We start from the raw sequence: 20,795 nt of genomic DNA, 5'->3' as shown, positions 1-20,795 counted from the left end.
TGCCATCTCCGTCAGAAATCCGCAGGCCCGCGCTTGGCCAGGTTGTAGTCGGCGCCCCCGCGTTGGTGGCCGGCGGCGATGGGGCTGGCGGGAGCGGCCTGCCAATCGCGGTCGGTGTTGAACCGGGCAATTTCCAGCTTGTTCTTGATCACGAACAGAATATTGTTGGCCCAGATCTCGGTGAATTTGCTTCTTGAAATGGCGCGAGTGCCTGAAGACGGGTCGCCAATCAGAACCCGGCCATCACGCAAGCCCTTGACCACGACGAAATGGTAATAGCCCTGTTCCTTAAGCAGAACGATGGCCGGCACTTTGGCGGCAGAAAGCTTGTCAAGCTCAGTGACGTAGCCGTCAGCCTCGAAGCCGTGGCTGGCGAGATAATTTTTGATGTCAAGCAAGGAGAAGCCTTCCTTCTTGATCTTTGCCTGATCACCACGTGTGAACATTTCGCGAAAGACGTCCTGCTCACTGACCGGGAAGTTGTAATGGTGGGTCAGCAGGGTGGCCAGCGCGGCCGACCCGCAACTGAAATCGTATTGTTGATGGAGGGTCTTCTGGAAGCGCTGTTCCTTCATGCTGACGACTGGCGCTGAGTATGAAGCGCCCGCCTGCGCCGGAAGATCAACGAACCCCCTGGGGGCAGCCGAAACGCCAAAGGCGCTGACCAACACCGAAAGGAAGCAGAGATTCCGGATCGCAGAGGAGAACATCATTTAACCTGCAAGTTGATGATGGTCGCGTTCTGGATCAACACGTTGTTGCCGGAATTCTGGACCACCGTCGAGAAACCAGCCGCACCAGCGAACGAACCGTCGTTTACAAAGTTACTACCCGTTGTCAGGTTGGAGGCCTGGTTGTTGCTCACCGCGCCATGGCTCTTGACATCGTTGAGCGTGATGTCGAGTTCGGCGCCGCCACGGGAAAACGCAAGATCCTGACTGTCGACCGCGGCAATGCCGAAAATGTCTCCCGCGCGCAACATTACCGCCTGGTCAGCCTCTTCGGCACTGGCCTGAAGCGGAAGGAAGGCAGCGCCGAGCAAGGTCGTTACGATCAAACAACGGGAATGCATAATTGCTTTCACGTTTTTCCCCTTTCATGAAAAGCAAAAAGTCCTGGGGCCGGGAGGCCCCAGGACCGATTACAACTTACTTGCCGACGTTTACAGTAGCCATAACATTGACCCCTTGCTGGACCATGGCGTTCATGCCACTGTTCTGGGCTGCCACCATGATGCCGGCGGCGGATTGACCGACGCTGCTCATGTTGTTGGACATGTTGAAGATGCCTGCATCAAGAGCGATGGAGCCACCCGCACCACCGGCGCCACCGACAGCGCCGTTGCCGACCCCACCTGCACCACCGTTGCCGGTGCCGCCGGCGCCACTGACGGCGCCGACCGCACCATTGCCACCGGTACTGGAACCACTGGCCCCACCGGCCGCAGCAGTAGCACCGTTACCGGCTGTTGCGGAGGCGCTACCGTTCGAGGCCGAGGTCGAAGCGCCGCCGTTGGTCGCAGATCCATTTTTACCACCGGCACCACCAGTGTTGGTAGCCGTGCTGGTGCTGGCGCCACCGTTCGCCGTCCCAGCGCCGGAGTAGGACTGACCCGTGCCGCTGCCGGCGCCGCCGGTGCCGTTCACGCCACCACCCGTGCCAGCGCCAGCCGCAGCGCTTGTCGCAGCGCCAGTGGCGCCACCACCGTTGGCGTTTGCAGCACCGCTACCCGCGCCGCCGGTATTGGTTGCCGTCTGAGTGCCGCCACCCGACCCGAACCCGTATGATTTCCCGTCATCCTTGCCGGAGCCCGCGCCAGCGTTCTGCATTGAACCGGCAGGACCACCCAAGCCAGCACCCATCGCACCGGCAGAACCTCCGGTGGTGGAATTGGTTGCGCCAGCGGGGCCGCCTTGGCCGGCGCTAATGCCGTAAGTGCTGCCGCCCATACCGGCGCCCAATGCAGCGCTATCGCCGGTCTTGGCCTTGGTGCTGCTCAAGTTGGCGCTATATGCTCCTTCAGCCGAGCCACCATTGCCAGCGCTGCCATTGGTGGCGCTGCCATTGCTGGCATATCCGGCGGTAGCGCTGCCATTACTGACGGCTGCGGTTGCACCGCCACTACCGCCAGTGCTGGAACCAGCATTGCCGGTTTGCCCGGCATTGCCGCCCGCGCCGCCATTGCCGCCATTACCGGAATTGCCGCCGGTGCCGCCGGTGCCAGCACCGCCATAGCCCTTGCCACCCTTGCCACCGGCGGCGCCGTTGGTGGAGCCAGTGTTACCAACAACGTTGCCGATACCGTACACCGTGTTACCGGTAACGGTACCAGTCAATTCGACCTTGGCAATCGCCTTGCTGGTGTTGAAAGCATTGTCAAAGCTGGACGTTGCCGTCCCACCACCACTGTTTGCGGTGCTGCCCAACCCGAGCGCCCCGGCGCTTTGGTCCCTGTTGTCGCTTTGGTCCCTGTTGTCGCTGTTGTTGTTGGCGACATTGTCGACCTTCGCGTCAACTTGAAGCGACGGATCACCACGCCCGTCCGCCCAAGCGGGAGTCACACTGTAGGCCAAAGCAACGGCCACTGCCAAAAGAGTCTTGTTCATTGTAAATCCTCCAATCAAGAAATATTAGAAGTGGTCGAAGCCTCATGCCACGCCCTCCTGTTACCTTCTAAGCAATGCCTGTGCCAGGAACAAGAAATTTTTTCAAGTCATTGTTTTTACTGTTATTCATGTATAACAAGAATTGGGGCGTCGGTTCAGTGTGGCTGAATGTGTAACGAATGTGAAACAGCCGGTCACCAAAACCCCGGAATCTGCCGTTTCATGAACCCGCTCGGGTCGCCTATGTCATGACGACACAAGGATTTTCGCTCGCCGTAGTCGCCTGTAACGACAGTGATACAGCGAGCCAGCGAGGGGCCTCGGTAAGGAGAAGCCGTTGATTTGCGCGGCTTCCAGCGCATTTTTCGTCGTGATTGAACAAGATTGAAATTACAGGTATTTCCGGCTCGTGGCGGCTGCGGCGGATTCCGCCGAGCGTTGAAAGAATGTCGACAAGTGCGCAACGGACCCGCCGCGGCGGGTAAGGCCAGGTTGCGGGGGAGATTAAGGATACGCGAGCGCCCTTCTCCGGAAGAAAGGCCGGGGAATGCCTACAACGTGATGCCTAGCTTGTTTATCACCCGATAGAGGGTGACACGGGAAACGCCGAGCTGACGAGCGGTCCTGCTTACGTTGTTGCCGTTGGCGCGCAGGCTGGTTTCGACAATATCGCGTTCGAACGAGGCGCGCGCCGCCTCGAGGGTCACGGCGGGCGCCTCCTGGTCAGCGGGCTCGAAACCCATGTCGTCGGAACCGACGAGCTTGCCTTCGCTCATGATCACTCCTCGCCGAACCCGGTTGATGAGTTCGCGAACATTGCCCGGCCAGTGGTAAGTATTGATAGCCCGCATGGCTTCGGCGGTGAAACCGACCACCCGGCATTTGGGCGTGGTCAACGCAAAGTTGCGGAGCACCGTTTTGGCAAGCAAAGCCACGTCGCCGTTACGTTCCCGCAGCGAAGGCAATTGCAGGTGGATGACATTCAGGCGGTAGAAGAGATCTTCGCGAAAACGCTTGGCGACGATGGCTTGGTGCAAATCGACGTGCGTTGCCGCAACCAGCCGGAAATCGACGGGGATCGCCCGGGTTGACCCAAGGCGGGTGACGGCGCGCTCCTGCAGGACACGCAAGAGATTTCCCTGGAGATCCAGCGGCAGGTCGCCGATTTCATCAAAAAACAGCAGACCGCCATTGGCGGCTTCGATCTTGCCGATCTTGCGCTCCGTCGCACCAGTAAACGCGCCTTTTTCGTACCCGAACAACTCGGCCTGAATCAAATTGGTCGGGATGGCGGCACAGTTGACGACGACGAAGGGCTTTTGCGAGCGCGGCGATTGGCTGTGAATAGCCTTTGCCACCAGTTCCTTGCCGGTACCCGACTCACCGCCGATCAGCACCGGCAGATCGGCGTCGACCACCTTCTCCAGTTGACGGAAGAATCTCATCATCACCGGGCTGGCGCCGATGATTCCAAAACGTCCGGATGCGTCATCCGGGTCGGCGAGAGCGAGGCGCAATCCGGCTTTGCCGCAGGCATGGCCAATGCTCATCGCCAGCCGTTTCGGGTCGATCGGAAGCGTATGGAAATCGTGAAAGGCATTCAGGATGAAAGTCTGCAACGCCTTGGAGCCGATTGTTTCCGGCGTGACGACGGCAATCCACTCGGTCGTCGGAGTGGCTGAAATCAATTGCTCGACCTCTTCGCGAAACGCCGGTGCCAGCGAGCCGAAGACGACCAGTCCGACACTGCAATGATCCCTGTGGAGGATCTCTTTGCCCTCGGCCACGGATCCTGCGCAATGCAGAATCTGGGAAGCAGCCGAGATCAGGATCCGCTGGTCACGCAGATGATCTTGCGGATCGACCGCCAATACATGCCATGTTTTCATTTTCGTGCCCAGTAATTCACACAACATCCTTCTTCCCCTGGCAAGCCCGTTTTCCGGAACAGGTGCATTTTATGCCGCAAATGAAAACTGCCGCCCCTGACCTGCCTTCAATCTACTGCGATGGGGCCGGGACTGACCGAGAGATAACTCACACTTGGCGAGAAATCACCAGCCGCTCATGTTCGGTGGCAAAGGAATGCGGCGCTGTGACCAGAACGCGCAGGATTCAGGCAATCCCGGTTTCGGGCGGGTTGCCGAACGAACTTGGGTGAGTCCGGGTCAAGGGGGCCTTGAGCAGTGCCCCCGACCGAATTCGGACGTTCGAGAGCATTTCCGCCCAAACCGGGCGGTCGACCGCAGCCGACACGGCACGGTGGGGGTGCGGGAGAAATGAACGGCGTCAGGCCGGGACAGGCCAGGCCTGACGGCCTCCCTGGCAAAATTTCAGTTTTCGGGGAACCGGTAATCCTTGAACAGTTCGCGCAGCTTCATCTTCTGCAGCTTGCCGGTGGCAGTGTGCGGCAGATCTTCGGCGAAGATGACATCCTCGGGCAGCCACCACTTGGCAACCTTGTCGTCAAGGAATTTCAGCATCTCTTCGCAGGTCACTTCCTGGCCGGCCTTCCTGACGATGATCAGGAGCGGGCGCTCCTGCCATTTGGCATGGGCCACACCGATCACCGCGGCTTCCGCCACGGCGGGGTGCCCGACCGCCGCATTCTCGAGGTCGATCGACGAGATCCATTCGCCACCCGACTTGATCACGTCCTTCGAGCGATCGGTGATCTGCATGTAACCATCGGGGTCGAGGGTGGCGACGTCGCCGGTATCGAAAAAGCCTTCGGCATCGAGGATCTCGCCGCCTTCGCCGTTGAAGTAGCCACTGGTGACCCATGGTCCGCGCACCATCAGATGGCCGAAAGCCTTGCCATCGTGCGGCAAGCTGTTGCCCTCGTCATCGGTGATCTTCATGTCTACGCCGTAGATCACCCGTCCCTGCTTGACCTGCAGGTTCAGGCGCTGGTCGAGCGAGTAATCCTTGTGCTTGGGCAGCAAGTTGCAGACCGTGCCTAGGGGGGACATCTCGGTCATTCCCCAGGCATGCACGACAAAGGCGCCGAACTGGGTCTCGAACTTCTCGCACATGGCGCGCGGTGCGGCCGAGCCACCAATGACGACGCGCTCGACACAAAGGTCATCGCGCGGCGCGAGCCGGTTGGCGTCGACATGCTGAAACAGCATCATCCAGACGGTCGGAACGCCGAGGGCCAGCGTCACCTTCTCGTCGCGCATCAACTCGTAGACGCTCTTGCCGTCGAGCGCCGGTCCGGGCATCACCAACTTGGCGCCACACATGGCACCGGCATAGGGCATGCCCCAGGCATTGACGTGGAACATCGGGACGATCATCAGCGCCGAATCCTTCGCGCCCAGTCCGAGTACATCAGTCGAGCAGACGGCGAAGGAATGCAGCACCGATGAGCGGTGCGAGTAGAGAACACCCTTCGGATTGCCCATTGTTCCCGATGTGTAGCACAGCGATGACGCGGTGTTTTCGTCGAACACCGGCCATTCGTATGCGCCGCTCTGGCGGCCGATGAGTTCTTCATAGCATAGCAGTCCGGGAATGTTGCAGTCGGGCACGTGGCTACGGTCGGTCAACAGCACGAAGCCCTTCACGGTCTTCATCAGCGGCGCCAGTTTCTCGATCAGCGGAACGAAGGTCAGATCGAAGAAAACGAACTGATCCTTGGCGTGATTGGCGATGTATTCGATCTGCTCGGGGAAAAGGCGCGGGTTGATCGTATGCAGCACCGCCCCGGAGCCGGAAACGCCGTAATAGAGTTCCATGTGCCGGTAGCCGTTCCAAGCCAGAGTCGCCACCCGGTCGCCGCGCTTGACGCCGAGCTCCGTCAGAGCGTTGGCGACCTGCTTGGACCTGCGCGAAATGTCGCCGTAAGTGCAACGGTGAATCGGACCCTCGCAGGTTCGTGAAACGATCTCCGCATCGTTGTGGAACTTGGACGCATGCTCGATCAGCGTCGAAATCAGCAGCGGACGGTCCTGCATCAGTCCCATGCCCATGATGTCTCCTTCTCTGGTTAGCTCGGGTTCGTTGGAATTCATTCTTTCGGGCAGGGTGCGCGCCCCGGCTGCGCTCACTGCAAGCAATGCCGCACATAATATACAAAGCCTGGTCACCTGAGCCACTCGAAACAGGGGGGATGTATGTGGCACGATGGCGAACAGTCATCTTCAAGTCAGGTCGGCAGGCACTCATTCTTCGGGGGCCGTCCCGGAATATTCCTTCTGCCTGACGCATGCCCGCTAACGGAGGTGCGGCGTTTGCGATGGCCGCGGTCAACTTGCCGCGCAGCCGATATTCGCCTGGTAGTGATCCATACTGCGGTGCCAGTAGCAGTGCTATTCGAGACATGCAGGCATAGCGATCGCTCACCATCGGCGAATGAATCGTGAAGTCGCGAATCGAGATCGATCAGGCACGCCCGCCGGCTCTCAAGGCCGCCTGGATGATCGACAACGTCGGGGCCAAGGAAGCGCGCAGGAGATCTCGATGATCAAGGCACTGGTCCTGGGCGTGCATACCGCGGTGTGCGATCGTGCGACGCAGACGTTCGGGGCGATGAGCAACAGCCCGAAGACGCCGCTGGCCGACCACTGGACCTGGGGCCGGGCGCTGCGCTATGCCGATGGGCCAGACGAAGTACACCTGCAAGCCATCGCGCGCATGGAAATCAGGAGAGGCAAGGAAAGTCTCAGTTCGACCCTGCCCTATCTGACACTGCCAGTGCGCATCCATTAACCCGGCCCAATAATGAGCGCCCCATGCAATGCTGTGCCCCGAAAGCCGGAAATTCCCATAAAACAGGGCTAGTTCACCCCAATTCAGCCTTGGATTTGGAAATCGACGTCAAATTGTTCAGCGTCTCCCTGGTGGGTTCAAGTCCATTTGAATCCGGCCTCCCCTTTTCTCAAGCGGGGCGACATTCATTAACCAGCGGTTTGTTGGTCTTGCCGTCCAGCAACAAGCCCTTCCACGGCAGGTCGATCCACACCAGCCCGCTCGCGCCATCCTCGTACCGTGGAAGTCCCGAGTAGGAAGGGTCGCGCTCGAGCCGGTAGCTGCTGCTATTCCAGACGATCGTGATGCTGTGGGTCACGCGGTTGCGGATTTCACGCTCGAGCTTGATGCGCACGTTGTGCTCGCAGTTGTAGGTGCCGCTCGCAAGCTTCAGTTCGAGCTGTGTATTCTGAGATGCGGGCGGGACCTTGGGTGTGCTCCCGCAGGCCGCCAGGACCAGCGTGAGCGCGGCAATTACCAATATTGGAGAATCAGACATCCGGACTTGCCCTCCTTTCATGAACAGAACTGATTGTAGCTCGACGATGGGATGGGCGGGCGTGGATCAGCGGAGTCCATGACATCCTGAATACCTTATTTACTACGCCCCGAAACACGATATCCGGGGCTGACCGGAACTCGACGTCGTCGACGAAGTTCTTCAGGCGCTTCGTGAACGGCATGCGAAGGGGATCGTCACAGTTGTAAAGGATGCTGTCGCCAGACAGAAGCTCCGCAAGAGGGATTGCGCCAATCGCCAGTCACTTGCGGAAGGTCATCGCGAGATTCCGCGAACAATCCGGAATCCGCCCACCGGCCGGGCCGGTTACACCGCGCGGCCGATCACGCTCTCACAGCCCCACAAACTCCCTGATCTTGGCCAGGATGCCGGCTTTCGGCTGCGATCCCTGGTCATCTTCGGCCGCGCCCATGAACTGGTGCCTGAAGCTATCCATTTCGGCCTCGCGGCGGGTAAGAATTTCGGCGATCGCTTCGGCAATTTCCGGCCGGGAGCGGATAACCTCCTCGACCGTGGCCTGGTCCAGGCGGTAGCACACCACGTCGGTCTTGGCGATGATCGTGGCGCGGCGATCCTCACCGGTCAGCACTCCCCTTTCGCCGAACGTGCCCCCGGCCTGGACCGTGCGGAAGAGCTGCCGTGAATGGTCGGGAAACTCCATCCACTCTTCGGCTTCGCCGACGGCCAGCAGATAGAGCCAGTGCGATGCTTCGCCCTGGTGGAAGATGACGTCGCCGCAGACAAATGGCGCGTAGACCATGTGCTCACAGATGGTCCGCAGCTCCTCTTCCTGCAGGCTGGAAAACAGCTCCAGCTTTTGCAGATCGGCGATACGGCGGTCGATTTCCCGGCGGCGCAGCGACTCGCGATAGGCATCGTTTTCCTTGGTAATGTGCACCGAGTGTTCCGGCACCGCCAACTCCATTCGCGCGCGTTGCAACGCGACCAGGATATGAACCCGCACCGCGGAATCGGTCGGGTCGTCAGGCTGCGGATCGAGCATCCAATAGCGCAGCGCGTAGCGCCCGTAGCCCTGCCCGAACTCCATCAGCACGCAGGTCGGGGCGGGATCGCGGGCGACGTTGGGAATGTCGGCGCTGCGGATCGCCTTTTCCACCTTCTGGATCACCAGCGTCGGCGGCGAGTCATAGGTGATGTTGAACCAGATCCAGCGTCGCCAGGGCCAGTTGGGGATGTCCGCCCGGCCGAAGACGGTGAACCTGCCGCGCATCAACTGACTGTTGGGAACGACCACCACGTCGCCGTTGCGCGTGCGGATCGTTGTCTGCCGCCAGCGAATCTGCGCCACCCGGCCAGTGACATCGTCGATCTTCACCCAGTCGCCGGTGCGCAGCGAGTTGTCGAGTTGCAACGCGACGCCCGACAATATGTTGCCAAGGGTGTCCTGCATCGAGAAAGCCAGCGCCGCGGTGATCACCGCCGAGGTGGTCAGCAGGCTGGACAGGTCGAGGCCGACGATGTGCAACCGCCCGAGGAGGAAGGCGGCGTAGACGACGAGGAGGATAATGTCCTCGGCGATGCGCACGACGACGATGCCGAAGCGCGGCAGGATGATGCGGAAGACGAAGATCGCCACCAGGCGGCACAACGCCATTCCTGAACCGATGACGAACAACTCGTGGATCATGACCGCGAAGCGCGAATAATCGAGCGCCTGGAGCACGGCACCGAAGATCTGGCCCCCCAGGCAGAGGACGAACACTACCGTCGTCCTGCCGATCCGCTGACGCTCCTTGGGCAGTATCCGCAACGACAACAGCGCAAAGAAGGCGACCACGGCGATAATGTACTTGGTCTCCGGCAACCAGAAATAGGTCCAGATTTTGAGCATCACTGCTTCCATCGTCACCTCCCTCGCGCATCAGGGAACAGCGCCGGAACTGCCCGGCGGCCCGCGGATCACGCTTTGTTCCTGACCAGACCAGGGCGGCGACAGTCGCGCGGACAGGCATCCAGGCGCTTCCCCGAGCAGTATCAGCGGGCTGCCAGGCGCAGTCAATCAACAATTCGATGCCTTCGAGCAGACCTCGGGAACTCGACGCCACCTGGATTACCGCGTCGTCTGCTCGCTTCCCCAACGCTCAGTCAGACATTGAAGACAGATACGCCGCCGACCTTTTTTCAAGAACCACACCCCATCCCGTTGCAAGCGCGGGTGCTCGACGGCGAGGACCTCGAAACGCTGAGTGTCACGGTCGACGGCGAAAAAGGGGCGTTTTCCGTAACGCCGAATGCGCTGACCATCGCCGACGTTCCCGATGCCTTCACGCTGCGCAGCGTCGTGCGCATCGAGGGTGCTGGGGTCAACGAGTCGATTCTGGTGGTTTCCGGGCAGGAACGGTGGCAGGTTTGGCGGCGGTGGTAGCTGAAGGTACATGGCTACTAGCGGCCAGGAGTGGTGATTAGAGTGCTCAAAAGCGAGGTAGGCCGAACGTCGGGTAACTGATCGGAAACCCGTCGCTCGATTCTCCGCGTGGCAGTTCTGGAATTCGGCCACAGCCGACCGAGTTCCTTACGCGTATTGATGGAAACAATTAGAGTCGAAGACGCAGAACTTCCTGCATGTCGTGGCGACCTTCGACATAGATATCGATCAACTCATGGAGCAGCACAGGAGAAATTGGCCCAACGTCGACCTTGCGCCCAGATGGAAGCTTCTGAAAGCCTTGATCAAGTCGCACCCCCCCCTTGATTGAGAAGAGGTAACGCGCATGCATGCGGCTAGCCGACTGACTGTCTTCGAACAACGCATATTCTAGCGAACATGCAAGCGGCAACTGAGCATCTGCACGCAATTTCCTTAGGGCCTCACGAAGCTCTTCTTCTGTACTCTGCCGGGTGCCAATCACGGAGTCATAACGCGCGCAGATCAGGACTCTTTCACATCGCCCGCGAGCAATCTGTTGCAGCAAAGGTCTCAGCACGCTTACTGCATTTTGCTTGCACGGATTGACATACGGATCGACCATTACAATCTCCGGACTGAAAAGCGCGATCGTCTTGCAAACACGGACAAACTCACGCGGAATGCCCTCGATTTTTTCCTCTGCTGTCGGAGGAAGATCGAGTGAATCAAGCGTAAGCGCCGCAGAATGACCACCTTCGTGCCCAATGATTACCGCATCGAAACAAGGGTTCGGCGGCTTGAGCAACTCAAAGGCGTTATCCTCCCACGACCGCCTCAGATCGAACGGGAAGGAGCGGTTCGGAATCAGTTTCAGACGCTCAATGGCTCTTCTAAGGCAGGTACTGATACGCGCCTGCTCCACAGGCGAAACAGCAGGGACGCTTTGCTCAACCCGCAACACCCAGTCAGAGGGATATTCACCAAGATAGCGACCTGCCTCAGGGCCAAATTTTTCCAAGGCGAAGCGCAGATCAGACGGATGGAGAAATGCCCCAGGATCGGCGGCAAACAGCTCATTCATCGAACAGTTCCCGGTCACGTTCCTCAAAGAAACCACGGGGCCATCGATCCATGAAATCCCCATCACGAGAAACCCGCAAATTCTTCACCTCGCTGGTACCATCAGGCAACGGATTGAAATAGAGGACCGTGACTTCGTCAGAGGCAATGCGCAACTGTTCAGGAATCTGCGTCCCTGCGGAACTTTGCCGAACTCGCTTTAATACGCGTAGCAAGAGATGCTCGCTATGCGTTTCGACAATCAGTTTTGAGTACTTCTGGCGACTGGCATCAATAAGCACATCGCCCATGGCCGCCTGCAAAGCAGGATGTAAATGCAGTTCGGGTTGCCTTCGTCATGTGACTCTTCAGGGTCGACATCGGAAATAGCCCCGCTCACCGACCCCCTTCGCGGCTTCACGTCACTTACATCCCTCGCCCCGCAAAAACCGTCCTCGCTGCTTTGACATATCATCGGCCGATCCAGCCCCGATGCTGCTCAAACAATGAAAACGGATACCCCCCAGACGATCTATCTCAAGGACTACACCGCGCCCGCCCTCCTGATCGATACCGTCGACCTCGACATCGAAACCGGCGGCACCACGGTCAGCGTGATGCTGGTGCTGCGCCGCAACCTGGCCCGCCCGGGCGCAGACACTGGGGCTCGACAGCGACGAACTGGAAACCCTGAGTGTTGCGGTCGACGGCGAAAACGTGCCATTTTCCGTAACGCCGAACACGCTGACCATCGCCGACGTTCCCGCTGCCTTCCACGTAGTCCGTCGTTTCAGGGCGCGAACGCTGGCCGATCTGGCGACGGGTAAGCGGCACAGGTGAAGCGCGAGACTTCAGTCTCTGAAGCGCTCAAAGCGCGTTGCAAGTGGGAAAATAGATCCACTCAATATCCAGCTTCAATCCAATTCAATTTTTGTTCTGCATTCCCACATGAGAATCCTCGAATACAGCGGCCTGAACACTTCGCGCGTCAGCAAAACCTATCGCAAACTTGTCGAGGCTATTGCCCGCGGCGACTTTGCCGCGGCCCAGGTCAAGAAACTGGTCAATCTCAGCCACGGCAAGTTTTACCGCGCCCGCCTCGACGACAGTAACCGTCTACTGTTCTCACTGGTTCGTCATGGCGACACGGTCTGCGCCCTGATGCTTGAAATCATTGAGAATCACGACTATGACAAATCGCGCTTCCTGCGCGGGGCGCAAATTGATGAAAGCAAAATTCCCGATTGCGGTTTTGCCGAGGCCGTCGCTGAAGCCGAGCCATTGCGCTACCTGCACCCGGATCGCACCCACGTACACCTCCTCGACAAGCCGCTGTCCTTTGACGATCTCCAGGAAGCCATCTATCGCGTTCCCGCCCCCATCGTGATTGTCGGAAGCGCGGGCAGCGGCAAGACCGCCCTGACCCTGGAAAAGTTGAAACATGCCGAGGGCGAAGTGCTGTATGTGACGCATTCCGCCTTCCTGGCCCAAAGCGCGCGCGATCTCTACTTCGCGCATGGCTTCGAGCACACTGGGCAAGATGCCGTATTTCTGTCGTATCGGGAATTTACCGAATCGATCCAGGTGCCGCCCGGGCGCGAAGCAACATGGCGTGACTTTTCGGGCTGGTTTTCTCGCCAGCAGCAAGCGTTTCGAGACATTGACGGGCATCAGGCTTTCGAGGAAATTCGCGGGGTCATCGCTGCCGCCGCCAGTGGCCTGCTCTCGCGTGACGACTATGCCGCCCTTGGCGTGCGCCAGTCGATCTTCCCGCCTGAGCAACGGGGAAAGCTCTATGATCTCTTCGACAAATACCGCGCGTGGCTGAGCGAAGCCAAGCTCTTTGACCTCAATCTCGTGGCCCAAGCCTTGCTATCCAAAGCCGCCCCACGATACGACTTTGTCGTCATTGATGAAGTACAGGACATAACGCCCATCCAACTGGCGCTGGTTCTCAAAACACTGAAAAAGCCGGGGCAATTCCTGCTTTGCGGCGATTCAAACCAGATTGTGCACCCCAATTTCTTCTCCTGGGCACAAGTCAAAGCCTTGTTCTGGCAGGACCCATCGATCGCTGAGCGGCAGGAGTTGCGCGTCCTGACCGCCAATTTTCGCAATGGCAGTGAAGCAACTCGCGTGGCCAACCAGTTGTTGAAAATCAAGCATCGCCGATTCGGCTCGATTGATCGAGAAAGCAATTTCCTGGTACAGGCGATGGCCGCCGAGCGCGGGGAGGTCTCGCTGATAGCAGACAAGGAGGCCGTCAAAAGGGAGCTCGACAAGCAGATTCGGCAATCGACGCAATTTGCCGTTCTGGTCATGCGTGACGAAGACAAGGCCGAGGCCCGGAAACATTTTGGAACCCCACTGCTGTTTTCCATTCACGAAGCCAAGGGCCTGGAGTACGAAAACATCGTGCTCTATCGCTTTGTCTCCGACCACCGCGCCGAGTTCTCCGAGATTGCCGATGGTGTCAGCGCGCAGGATCTGCAAACCGATGAGCTCGACTATCGCCGCGCCAGGGACAAGAGCGACAAGTCGCTGGAAATTTACAAGTTCTTCGTCAACGCCCTATATGTAGCGCTAACCCGCGCCATCAGGAATCTTTACATCATTGAAACCGATGTCCAGCATGCCATTTTCGGCCTGCTGGAACTGTCGACCGCGGAACAAATCAAGGTCGACGCCCGTCAATCGACGCGCGAAGATTGGCAAAAGGAAGCGCGCAAGCTCGAACTGCAAGGCAAGCAGGAACAGGCCGACGCCATCCGCAGCGACATCCTGAAACAAACGCCCGTCCCTTGGCCGATTGTCGACCAGCCTCGCCTGAACGAACTGCTGATCAAGGTATTTCGCGAGCAGGCCCCGGGCAACAAACAGAAACAACAGCTTTACGAGTTCGCCACCTGCCACGACGAACCCATGTTGGCCGCCTGGCTAGTCCGCGAGGCGAAGTTCGACGCGGCCAAGGCCTACACTCAGCAACGCGCCACCCTGGGCCGCAAAAACTACATGGCCTATTTTGCAAGGAATATCAGGGACGTGCTGCGCCAATGCGACCAATATGGCCTGGAACATCGCCTGCCGATGAACCAGACGCCGCTCATGGCCGCCGCCGTCGCCGGCAATGTACCGTTAGTGGAAGCACTGGTTGAACGCGGCGCCAATCGCGAGGCAGTGGACCAATACGGCTTCAATGCGCTGCACTGGGCCATGCGCGAGGCCTTTCGCGATGCAAAATTTGCCGCCGGGCCATTTGCCGCGATGTATGGCCTGCTCGCCCCGCAGTCGCTGGATGTCAATACCGGAGAGCGCCTGGTACGCATCGATCGCCATCTCTCCGAATATCTCCTCTTCCAGACCCTGTGGACACAGTTCAAATCCCGCTTCACCTATCGTCAACGCCGGCCTTATGCGGCCTTTGAGGCCACCGCCATCGCCGCGAGCTGGGAGCATCTGCCGGCCAACGTCGTGCGCCCGGAACGCAAACGCCGCACCCATATCTCCCAGGTTCTCTCGCGCAATGAAGTCGACCGCGAATATGCCTACAATCGCGCCTTGTTCAAACGCGTCGACCATGGCTGGTATCAGTTCAACCCGCAAATTGCCGTCCGCGGCACCTCCGGGCAGGAACAATACTGGACCCCGATCTTTCAAGCGCTCAACCTGCCCTTGATTGGCGAATTCTCCGACACCATTCTATGGTCGCGAATTGGCGAGTATCTGGAACTCGCCAAACTCCCGGCCTTTACCCCTCCCATCGCGGCCGAGCGCCTGTTGGCAAAACAGGAAGCCGAACGCAAGGCTGCGGAAGAAGCCGAGCTTCGCCAGCGCGAGGAATTGGCGCAATGGCAACGCGAGCGAGCAGAATATTTGGCGAGCCGAAAAGCGAAGACAGCGCGCCCACTCAAATGGGGTACCCGCGAAGCAAAGCAAATCGAAATTGAACGCATCCGCAAGGAAATAGAAGCGAAAAACAAATCATGAAAACCGACACCCCGCAGACGATTTACCTCAAGGATTACACCCCGCCCGCCTTCCTTGTCGACAGCGTCGACCTCGATTTCGTCATCGAAACCGGCGGCACGACGGTGACGTCGACGCTGGCGATATGCCGCAACCCGGCCATCGCCGCGCAACCGCTGGTCCTCGATGGCGAGGAACTGGAAACCTTGAGTGTTGCGGTCAACGGCGAAAAAGTGCCATTTTCCGTGACGCCGAATACGCTGACCATCGCCGACGTTCCCGATGCCTTCACGCTGCGCACCGTCGTCCGCATCGACCCCGACGCGAACACCGGCCTTTCCGGCCTCTACCGATCCCGCGACGGCTATTTTACGCAGTGCGAGGCGCAGGGATTCCGCCGCATCACCTGCTTCCTCGAACGGCCGGATTTCATGTCGACCTACACCGTGCGCTGCACGCCGGCGATTTCTTGGTCCGCGAATAGACAAGGGGCCCGCCCTTCGGCATCCTGCCTGACCAGACCGACGCCATGCTGACACCCGCGTTCGAACGTATCGAGGATGCCGCGGTCGACGACTCGATTCCGGTGTTTTCGGGGTGGGAATGCAGGCGGGTTTGGCGGCGAAGGTGGCTGAAGGCACATGGCTACTGTCGACCCAAAGTAGTCCTTGGCCCATTGGGAAAGCTGACCTTCAACGTGGAGTTGGTGCGGCCGTTGGCGCGACGGATTAGCGAGGGTTTAGTCACTAACCAGTTCAATCATCACAAATCATGAGAAGAATTCAGGATGCGCAAGCCATGGTTGGCACTATGTTGAAGCGGGTCAATGAGCAGGCCGCAGCGACGACTGAACGTCCCAATCGAGTGAGGTAGTAGCGATAGGTATGAGTGACTTTCTTGATCAAGCCGAGCGTACGCAGTCGGGCAAGTTGGCGCGACATGGCGGACGGAGTGAGCTTCAGATAGCTGAGAAGATCGGCACGACGCCAACCGTGAATGTTGAACTCGCCGCGTTGCATGGTTTGCAGCAAGGCTTTCTCGGCAGGATCAAAGAAGTTCACCCCTTTGACACCGGGAGCCGCCCCCAACCGTGGCATGCTCAATCGCTCCAAGTCACGCTCGCCGGCACTGGGGTCATCGAGGCTGGAGAGGAACGCCAGGTAACGTTGGTTGCAGCCGAGCAGGATGTCGCGCAGGTCGATCAGGCTATAGATTGTCTTCTTCAGGGGCGCCAATTCTCGGGTGGCGTGCCTGTCCTTGTGTTCCACCTTGCGGTGGTGTTTGAAGAAACTCACGTCATTGACGGTCGTTTCGACCCGCAGTACGCGGGAGAATTTGTCATACACCTTGACGCCAGCGGCGCCCATGGTGTGCTTGATGCAGCGCCCCTCGATACGGGTGGACAACCGGGAACCGATCTCCTGGGCCAGTTGTGGCGTGACCTTCTTGCCCAGAAAGCTGGAGACGCGTTCTGCGTTGGCGGCCAAGACCGCTTGGCGCGAAATGGCGTCATACAGTGGAACCAATATCTGCTCACTGCGAAACATCAGGTCGGTGGAGTATTCGACTTGGCGCAGGCTCCAGTGATACGAGGATCCAAAGACGTCAAGCACTGGGCACAACCACTGCGCATAGCGATCCAGTCGCGGGTGAAGTACGTCGGGACTGAACGCATCCGCCAGCGCCTGCGCCTGCGCGATGTCGGCGACACGCAGGAAGGCGTTGTCCTGCTGGAGGAAGTCGATCCTTTCTCGCGTCAGAGTTCTTGCCAGAGCGCTGTGACCATTACAGTAGAACTGCAACCCGAACGGTGCCCACGTCGGCACACGCAGGTAGCACAACCCCAGTTCCTCGTCGATGAAATAGAAGTAGTAGTGCAGGCACTTGCCTTGATCGGGGCGCAGGTAAGTCTTGCCACTGCCTTTGTCATGCCACGGTTTGTAGCTCGGACAGGCTTCCATGGCCGAGAGCACATGCACCAAACCCGGTGCGTCGCCGCGACCGGCGAGCACTCGCGCGACCAACTCTTCCTTGCGAATATGGCTTTTGCTGACGTGCTCGATTTCAATACCCGCCGCCAGACACACCTCCTGCGCACGCTCACGAATGCGATCTCGCAGCGGCTCGGCAAATCGCGGGTAGTCGAATACCCGAATTCCGTGCGTGTAACAAATAACTCGTCATTCCTGCCGCGTAGCACGCACCAGGCAGCGTGCCGGTGATAATGATCCGGTCAAAGCACGAAAGCACGCCATGCATGTTCGTCGCGTATCGTTCCGCCAGAGCCATCGCCAACATGATCGCCTCCTCGGTCATTCGTCAGGCTTCTATCGTAATACCTGTTTGGTTCCGGCTCGTCCGGCTTAGGATAAAAGCATACACCAGATGCGCATCAGCGACTGCTTTGGAGCATTTTCTTCAAGGACCACTCGCCGGGAGTATGAGTAGGCGCCTGCGCCAGAAAGCCAAAACTCGCCAAAGCAAGCGGTTTTTTGCAACGGCTGCAATGTGGCACGTACCCCACGGAATGCTTTCGGCCACTATGCACAGTTTGAAACTATGTGCAGTTCGTTTTGGCATACGCTCTGCGACGCAGGCAGGGCGTATCTTTCGCAAAACCTATTCTCTAAATTGCTGACATAGTTTCTGCTGCGATGAGAAACAGCAATGCCGCTACTTTGCTCCAGTTACCAACTTACCCCAATTGCATCTTAGCTCGACCACGCAAACAAAGCCGGCTCCGTGCCATGATGGTGCGGGGTTGCAGAGGAAGGGACTGTATTCGATCGGGCTGCATGGCGAAAAGCACATGGCGACTTTTGCATTCGGATTCGCTTGTCCAGTCCCTGATTTCGCCAAAACTATGTTCAGAACTGTTGCACGTAAGGTCCGCGAATAGGGCCATTCCGGTCGTCACTGTACCTAGTTGCGAACTGTGCATAGTGCAGAGGGTTTTTAGCTTGGCGGGCGCGGCGTGCCGAGGTTGGTAGGAGGTGTAGCGCCACCACCGCGACCGGTAGGCTAAAAATCCTGTTGTACTGAACCGCCCGCGCAGGCGGTGGAGCTATGGGGTTTGAATCAGAACGGTATTGTTGGTGCGCGAGATTGGCAACCGCGAGAAGCGCGCCGCATAGGCACAAGAATGCATTTCCTGTGCGCATGCTCGATCTCGGGCGGTTGGGTGCAGCGCTTTGATGGATAGCCCAGCCAAGGCAAGAGGGCATTTCGGCGGCGCATGTCCGCTCTGGCAATAGGATGCCCGATGGCTGCCGGGGAAACTCGCAACGCCTTTTTGAGAGTGAGTAAAGTCGAGACCATCAGCCATGACGAGGTGGTCCGCGCGGCAGGGTGCCGGGCAGGAAGGTTTCAATGCGAAGCATGTGGCCACGTCCGCACTTTGGGCAGTCACGCAGCGAGTTGCCGGTCAGCAACTGGTAGTGGTCACGGTAGTCGAGCGGTACATCAGGAATCTCGACCACGGGTGTGGGTTCGGCGAGCAACTGCCGGCAGAGGGCCAGCTTGGCCGCGCGGTGGCGGTTGGCCAGGAAGCCGTAATGCCGAATCCGTTGAAACCCGTCCGGTAAAACATGTAGCAGGAAGCGGCGGATGAACTCCTGGTCATCCAGACACATCACTTTCGGACGCGACTCATGGCGGTAATCCTTCCAGCGAAAGCGAACCTGGCCATCGCCAAAGTCGAGCAGCCGATTATTCGAGATGGCCACCCGGTGGGTGTAGCGACCCAGATACTCGAGGACATGCTGAGGACCGCCAAACGGCGGCTTGGCGTAGACCACCCACTCGACCTTTCGCGCAGGCGCCAGATAGTGGGCGAACGTACGTGGAACCTGAAGCGGTTCGAGAGTGTTGAAGAAGCGTAGGTGCCCGGCGTCAAAGGCGGCCTGTAACTGCGCCAGAAACAACCGGCGAAAGAGCCGCGAGAGCACCCGCACCGGCAGAAAGAACCCCGGACGGCAGGCGATCCAGCGCTCACCATCGGCACTCAAGCCGCCGCCCGGCACCACACAATGCAGATGTGGGTGATGCAGCAGATTCTGACCCCAGGTGTGCAGGATCGCGATGAAGCCGATCTCGGCACCGAGGTGCTTGGGATCCACCGCGATCGTGCGCAAGGTCTCGGCAGTTGCATGGAACAGGATGTCATAGACCACAGCCTTGTTCTGATACGCGATCGCTGCAATCTCCTCTGGCAACGTAAAGACGACGTGGAAATAATCCGCAGGCAGGAGATCGGCGTGGCGATCATCCAGCCACTGCGCACGCACCAGGGACTGACACTTCGGGCAGTGCCGATTGCGGCAACTGTTGAAGGCAATGCGCAGGTGACCACAGGCGTCACACTGCTCCACGTGTCCGCCGAGAGCGGCGGTGCGGCAGCGCTCGACCGCGCTCATGACGCGGCGCTGCCCGCGACTGAGCGCGTCAGCGTGGTCCTCGCGGAAACGGGGCCCGGTTTGGCGAAAGATGTCCGCCAGTTCGAGCCCGATGGCACGCAACGCCCGCCTCAGAAATGAGCAGGCGGTGTCGGTGTCAGGGGCGGAGGTTCCACTTTGGGCAACAGGTCAAAGGGACTGGTCGTGGCACACACGGTACTGGCCGCCACCTTCAGGTAGCGCGACGTAGTGGCCAGACTGCGGTGCCCGAGGAGGAGTTGAATGGTGCGAACATCGGTGCCGGACTCAAGCAGGTGCGTGGCGAAGGCGTGACGCAGCGAGTGAGCAGTAATCGGCTTGGCGATGCCCGATGCGCGGTGGGCTTTCTGGCAGGCCAGCGTGACAGCACCGCGGGTGATCGGCTGACCTGGCAGATCGCCCGGAAACAGCCACAGCCTCGGGTGCTCGGCTTTCCAATACAGCCGCAAGGTCTCGAGCAGTCGCGGCGAGAGCATCACATAGCGGTCCTTCTGTCCCTTCCCTTGGGCGACCCGGAGCATCATTCGCTGGCTGTCGATATCCGTCACCTTGAGGTGAGTGGCTTCGGAGACGCGCAGGCCAGCCGCATAGGCGGCCGTCAGAAGCGTTCGATGCTTGAGACTGCCTACCGAGTCGAGGAAGTGCATCACTTCCTCTCTGCTGAGGATCACCGGTAGCTTGAAGGGCCGCTTGGGCATCGGAATTTCTTCGACGGACCAAGGCCGTTTGAGCGTCACCTTGTAGAGGAAGCGCAACGCACCGGTCGCCAGGCCCACGCTGCTCGGCGCGAGCTTCCGGGTCTCAATCAGATATAGTTGGTAGGTTCGGATCTCTTCCGGCCCGAGTTCCTCCGGCGGACGGTGAAAGTATCTTGCGTATGCAGCGACCTGTTGTACGTAGGACAATCGGGTGTTCATGGCGAGATTGCGAATGCCCATGTCTTCGAGCATGCGCTGGCGTAGTGGGGTCATGATTAAGCTCCTTATCGGGAATGAGTGAAGTGCTGCAAGCAGCGACTTCATCGTTCTCCGTCAGGAGCCTTCTGTAAATCCATCCCACTGAATTCGGCCGTCAATCGGCGATTACCGCGT

The 20,795-nt window shown here is 59.1% G+C and carries 15 protein-coding genes and 2 pseudogenes; 4 read left to right on the top strand and 13 right to left on the bottom strand.

The annotated features are described in order from the left end of the window. Nucleotides 1–11 precede the first annotated feature (11 nt). From IPP03_15650 to IPP03_15630, 5 genes are all read right to left on the bottom strand, one after another. Complete coding sequence (locus IPP03_15650; GenBank protein MBL0354010.1) at nucleotides 12–710, bottom strand: C39 family peptidase; 699 nt, start codon at nucleotides 708–710, stop codon at nucleotides 12–14. After that, complete coding sequence (locus IPP03_15645; protein MBL0354009.1) at nucleotides 710–1,072, bottom strand: hypothetical protein; 363 nt, start codon at nucleotides 1,070–1,072, stop codon at nucleotides 710–712. The genes IPP03_15650 and IPP03_15645 overlap by 1 nt, the downstream gene beginning before the upstream one ends. A gap of 76 nt (nucleotides 1,073–1,148) precedes the next feature. Beyond that, nucleotides 1,149–2,606 carry a hypothetical protein gene (locus tag IPP03_15640; protein MBL0354008.1) on the bottom strand — a complete coding sequence of 486 codons (1,458 nt, stop codon included), beginning with the start codon at nucleotides 2,604–2,606 and terminating at the stop codon, nucleotides 1,149–1,151. 551 nt (nucleotides 2,607–3,157) lie between these two features. Next, nucleotides 3,158–4,495 carry a sigma-54-dependent Fis family transcriptional regulator gene (locus IPP03_15635; GenBank protein MBL0354007.1) on the bottom strand — a complete coding sequence of 446 codons (1,338 nt, stop codon included), beginning with the start codon at nucleotides 4,493–4,495 and terminating at the stop codon, nucleotides 3,158–3,160. Nucleotides 4,496–4,939: 444 nt separating this feature from the next. Then, on the bottom strand, nucleotides 4,940–6,580 hold the full coding sequence (locus tag IPP03_15630; protein ID MBL0354006.1) for a long-chain-fatty-acid--CoA ligase: 1,641 nt from the start codon (nucleotides 6,578–6,580) through the stop codon (nucleotides 4,940–4,942). Nucleotides 6,581–7,026: 446 nt separating this feature from the next. On the opposite strand from IPP03_15630, the pseudogene IPP03_15625 reads away from it, so the two are divergent. Then, nucleotides 7,027–7,319 (top strand): annotated as a pseudogene (locus IPP03_15625) (hypothetical protein). A 169-nt stretch (nucleotides 7,320–7,488) separates the two neighbouring features. On the opposite strand, the gene IPP03_15620 reads toward IPP03_15625, so the two are convergent. Further along, the gene (locus IPP03_15620) at nucleotides 7,489–7,878 is read right to left on the bottom strand and encodes a hypothetical protein (protein ID MBL0354005.1); all 390 of its coding nucleotides are present in this window, start codon (nucleotides 7,876–7,878) and stop codon (nucleotides 7,489–7,491) included. Nucleotides 7,879–8,209: 331 nt separating this feature from the next. Then, nucleotides 8,210–9,742, bottom strand: coding sequence for a mechanosensitive ion channel (locus IPP03_15615; protein ID MBL0354004.1), 1,533 nt, complete (start codon nucleotides 9,740–9,742; stop codon nucleotides 8,210–8,212). A gap of 249 nt (nucleotides 9,743–9,991) precedes the next feature. On the opposite strand from IPP03_15615, the gene IPP03_15610 reads away from it, so the two are divergent. Further along, nucleotides 9,992–10,264 carry a hypothetical protein gene (locus tag IPP03_15610; GenBank protein MBL0354003.1) on the top strand — a complete coding sequence of 91 codons (273 nt, stop codon included), beginning with the start codon at nucleotides 9,992–9,994 and terminating at the stop codon, nucleotides 10,262–10,264. A gap of 169 nt (nucleotides 10,265–10,433) precedes the next feature. On the opposite strand, the gene IPP03_15605 is transcribed toward IPP03_15610, so the two are convergent. Then, the gene (locus IPP03_15605; protein ID MBL0354002.1) at nucleotides 10,434–11,327 is read right to left on the bottom strand and encodes a hypothetical protein; all 894 of its coding nucleotides are present in this window, start codon (nucleotides 11,325–11,327) and stop codon (nucleotides 10,434–10,436) included. Then, entirely contained in the window at nucleotides 11,320–11,616 is a 297-nt protein-coding gene (locus IPP03_15600) for a DUF3696 domain-containing protein (GenBank protein ID MBL0354001.1), read from the bottom strand. Before IPP03_15600 ends, IPP03_15605 begins: the two co-directional genes overlap by 8 nt. A 637-nt stretch (nucleotides 11,617–12,253) precedes the next feature. Here IPP03_15600 and IPP03_15595 point away from each other — a divergent pair. Together IPP03_15595 and pepN are read left to right on the top strand one after the other, a co-directional pair. Beyond that, nucleotides 12,254–15,292 (top strand): UvrD-helicase domain-containing protein, encoded by a 3,039-nt coding sequence (locus tag IPP03_15595; protein MBL0354000.1) that lies wholly within the window; start codon nucleotides 12,254–12,256, stop codon nucleotides 15,290–15,292. Further along, nucleotides 15,289–15,720 (top strand): annotated as a pseudogene (pepN, locus tag IPP03_15590) (aminopeptidase N). The gene IPP03_15595 and the pseudogene pepN overlap by 4 nt, the downstream one beginning before the upstream one ends. A 333-nt stretch (nucleotides 15,721–16,053) precedes the next feature. Here the strand turns inward: pepN and IPP03_15585 are convergent. The 4 genes from IPP03_15585 to IPP03_15570 all read right to left on the bottom strand — a co-directional run bounded on the left by IPP03_15585 (nucleotide 16,054) and on the right by IPP03_15570 (nucleotide 20,675). Continuing rightward, on the bottom strand, nucleotides 16,054–17,358 hold the full coding sequence (locus IPP03_15585) for a MarR family transcriptional regulator (protein MBL0353999.1): 1,305 nt from the start codon (nucleotides 17,356–17,358) through the stop codon (nucleotides 16,054–16,056). A gap of 13 nt (nucleotides 17,359–17,371) precedes the next feature. Next, the gene (locus IPP03_15580) at nucleotides 17,372–17,587 is read right to left on the bottom strand and encodes a hypothetical protein (GenBank protein MBL0353998.1); all 216 of its coding nucleotides are present in this window, start codon (nucleotides 17,585–17,587) and stop codon (nucleotides 17,372–17,374) included. 1,001 nt (nucleotides 17,588–18,588) lie between these two features. Beyond that, the gene (locus IPP03_15575; GenBank protein ID MBL0353997.1) at nucleotides 18,589–19,788 is read right to left on the bottom strand and encodes an IS91 family transposase; all 1,200 of its coding nucleotides are present in this window, start codon (nucleotides 19,786–19,788) and stop codon (nucleotides 18,589–18,591) included. A gap of 8 nt (nucleotides 19,789–19,796) precedes the next feature. After that, nucleotides 19,797–20,675, bottom strand: coding sequence for a site-specific integrase (locus IPP03_15570; GenBank protein MBL0353996.1), 879 nt, complete (start codon nucleotides 20,673–20,675; stop codon nucleotides 19,797–19,799). Between the last annotated feature and the right edge of the window lie 120 nt (nucleotides 20,676–20,795).

Origin of the sequence: Candidatus Dechloromonas phosphoritropha (genome assembly GCA_016722705.1) — a bacterium.
GTDB classification, from domain to species: domain Bacteria; phylum Pseudomonadota; class Gammaproteobacteria; order Burkholderiales; family Rhodocyclaceae; genus Azonexus; species Azonexus phosphoritrophus.
This window is presented reverse-complemented; position numbering and strand designations above follow the sequence as displayed.

Coding starts and splice junctions, on each gene's coding strand:
- IPP03_15650 (MBL0354010.1), bottom strand. CDS start 710: ATGTTCTCCTCTGCGATCCGGAATCTCTGCTTCCTTTCGGTGTTGGTC.
- IPP03_15635 (MBL0354007.1), bottom strand. CDS start 4,495: ATGAAAACATGGCATGTATTGGCGGTCGATCCGCAAGATCATCTGCGT.
- IPP03_15595 (MBL0354000.1), top strand. CDS start 12,254: ATGAGAATCCTCGAATACAGCGGCCTGAACACTTCGCGCGTCAGCAAA.
- IPP03_15570 (MBL0353996.1), bottom strand. CDS start 20,675: ATGACCCCACTACGCCAGCGCATGCTCGAAGACATGGGCATTCGCAAT.
- IPP03_15620 (MBL0354005.1), bottom strand. CDS start 7,878: ATGAAAGGAGGGCAAGTCCGGATGTCTGATTCTCCAATATTGGTAATT.
- IPP03_15605 (MBL0354002.1), bottom strand. CDS start 11,327: ATGAATGAGCTGTTTGCCGCCGATCCTGGGGCATTTCTCCATCCGTCT.
- IPP03_15630 (MBL0354006.1), bottom strand. CDS start 6,580: ATGGGCATGGGACTGATGCAGGACCGTCCGCTGCTGATTTCGACGCTG.
- IPP03_15640 (MBL0354008.1), bottom strand. CDS start 2,606: ATGAACAAGACTCTTTTGGCAGTGGCCGTTGCTTTGGCCTACAGTGTG.
- IPP03_15580 (MBL0353998.1), bottom strand. CDS start 17,587: ATGACCGAGGAGGCGATCATGTTGGCGATGGCTCTGGCGGAACGATAC.
- IPP03_15615 (MBL0354004.1), bottom strand. CDS start 9,742: ATGGAAGCAGTGATGCTCAAAATCTGGACCTATTTCTGGTTGCCGGAG.
- IPP03_15600 (MBL0354001.1), bottom strand. CDS start 11,616: ATGGGCGATGTGCTTATTGATGCCAGTCGCCAGAAGTACTCAAAACTG.
- IPP03_15645 (MBL0354009.1), bottom strand. CDS start 1,072: ATGCATTCCCGTTGTTTGATCGTAACGACCTTGCTCGGCGCTGCCTTC.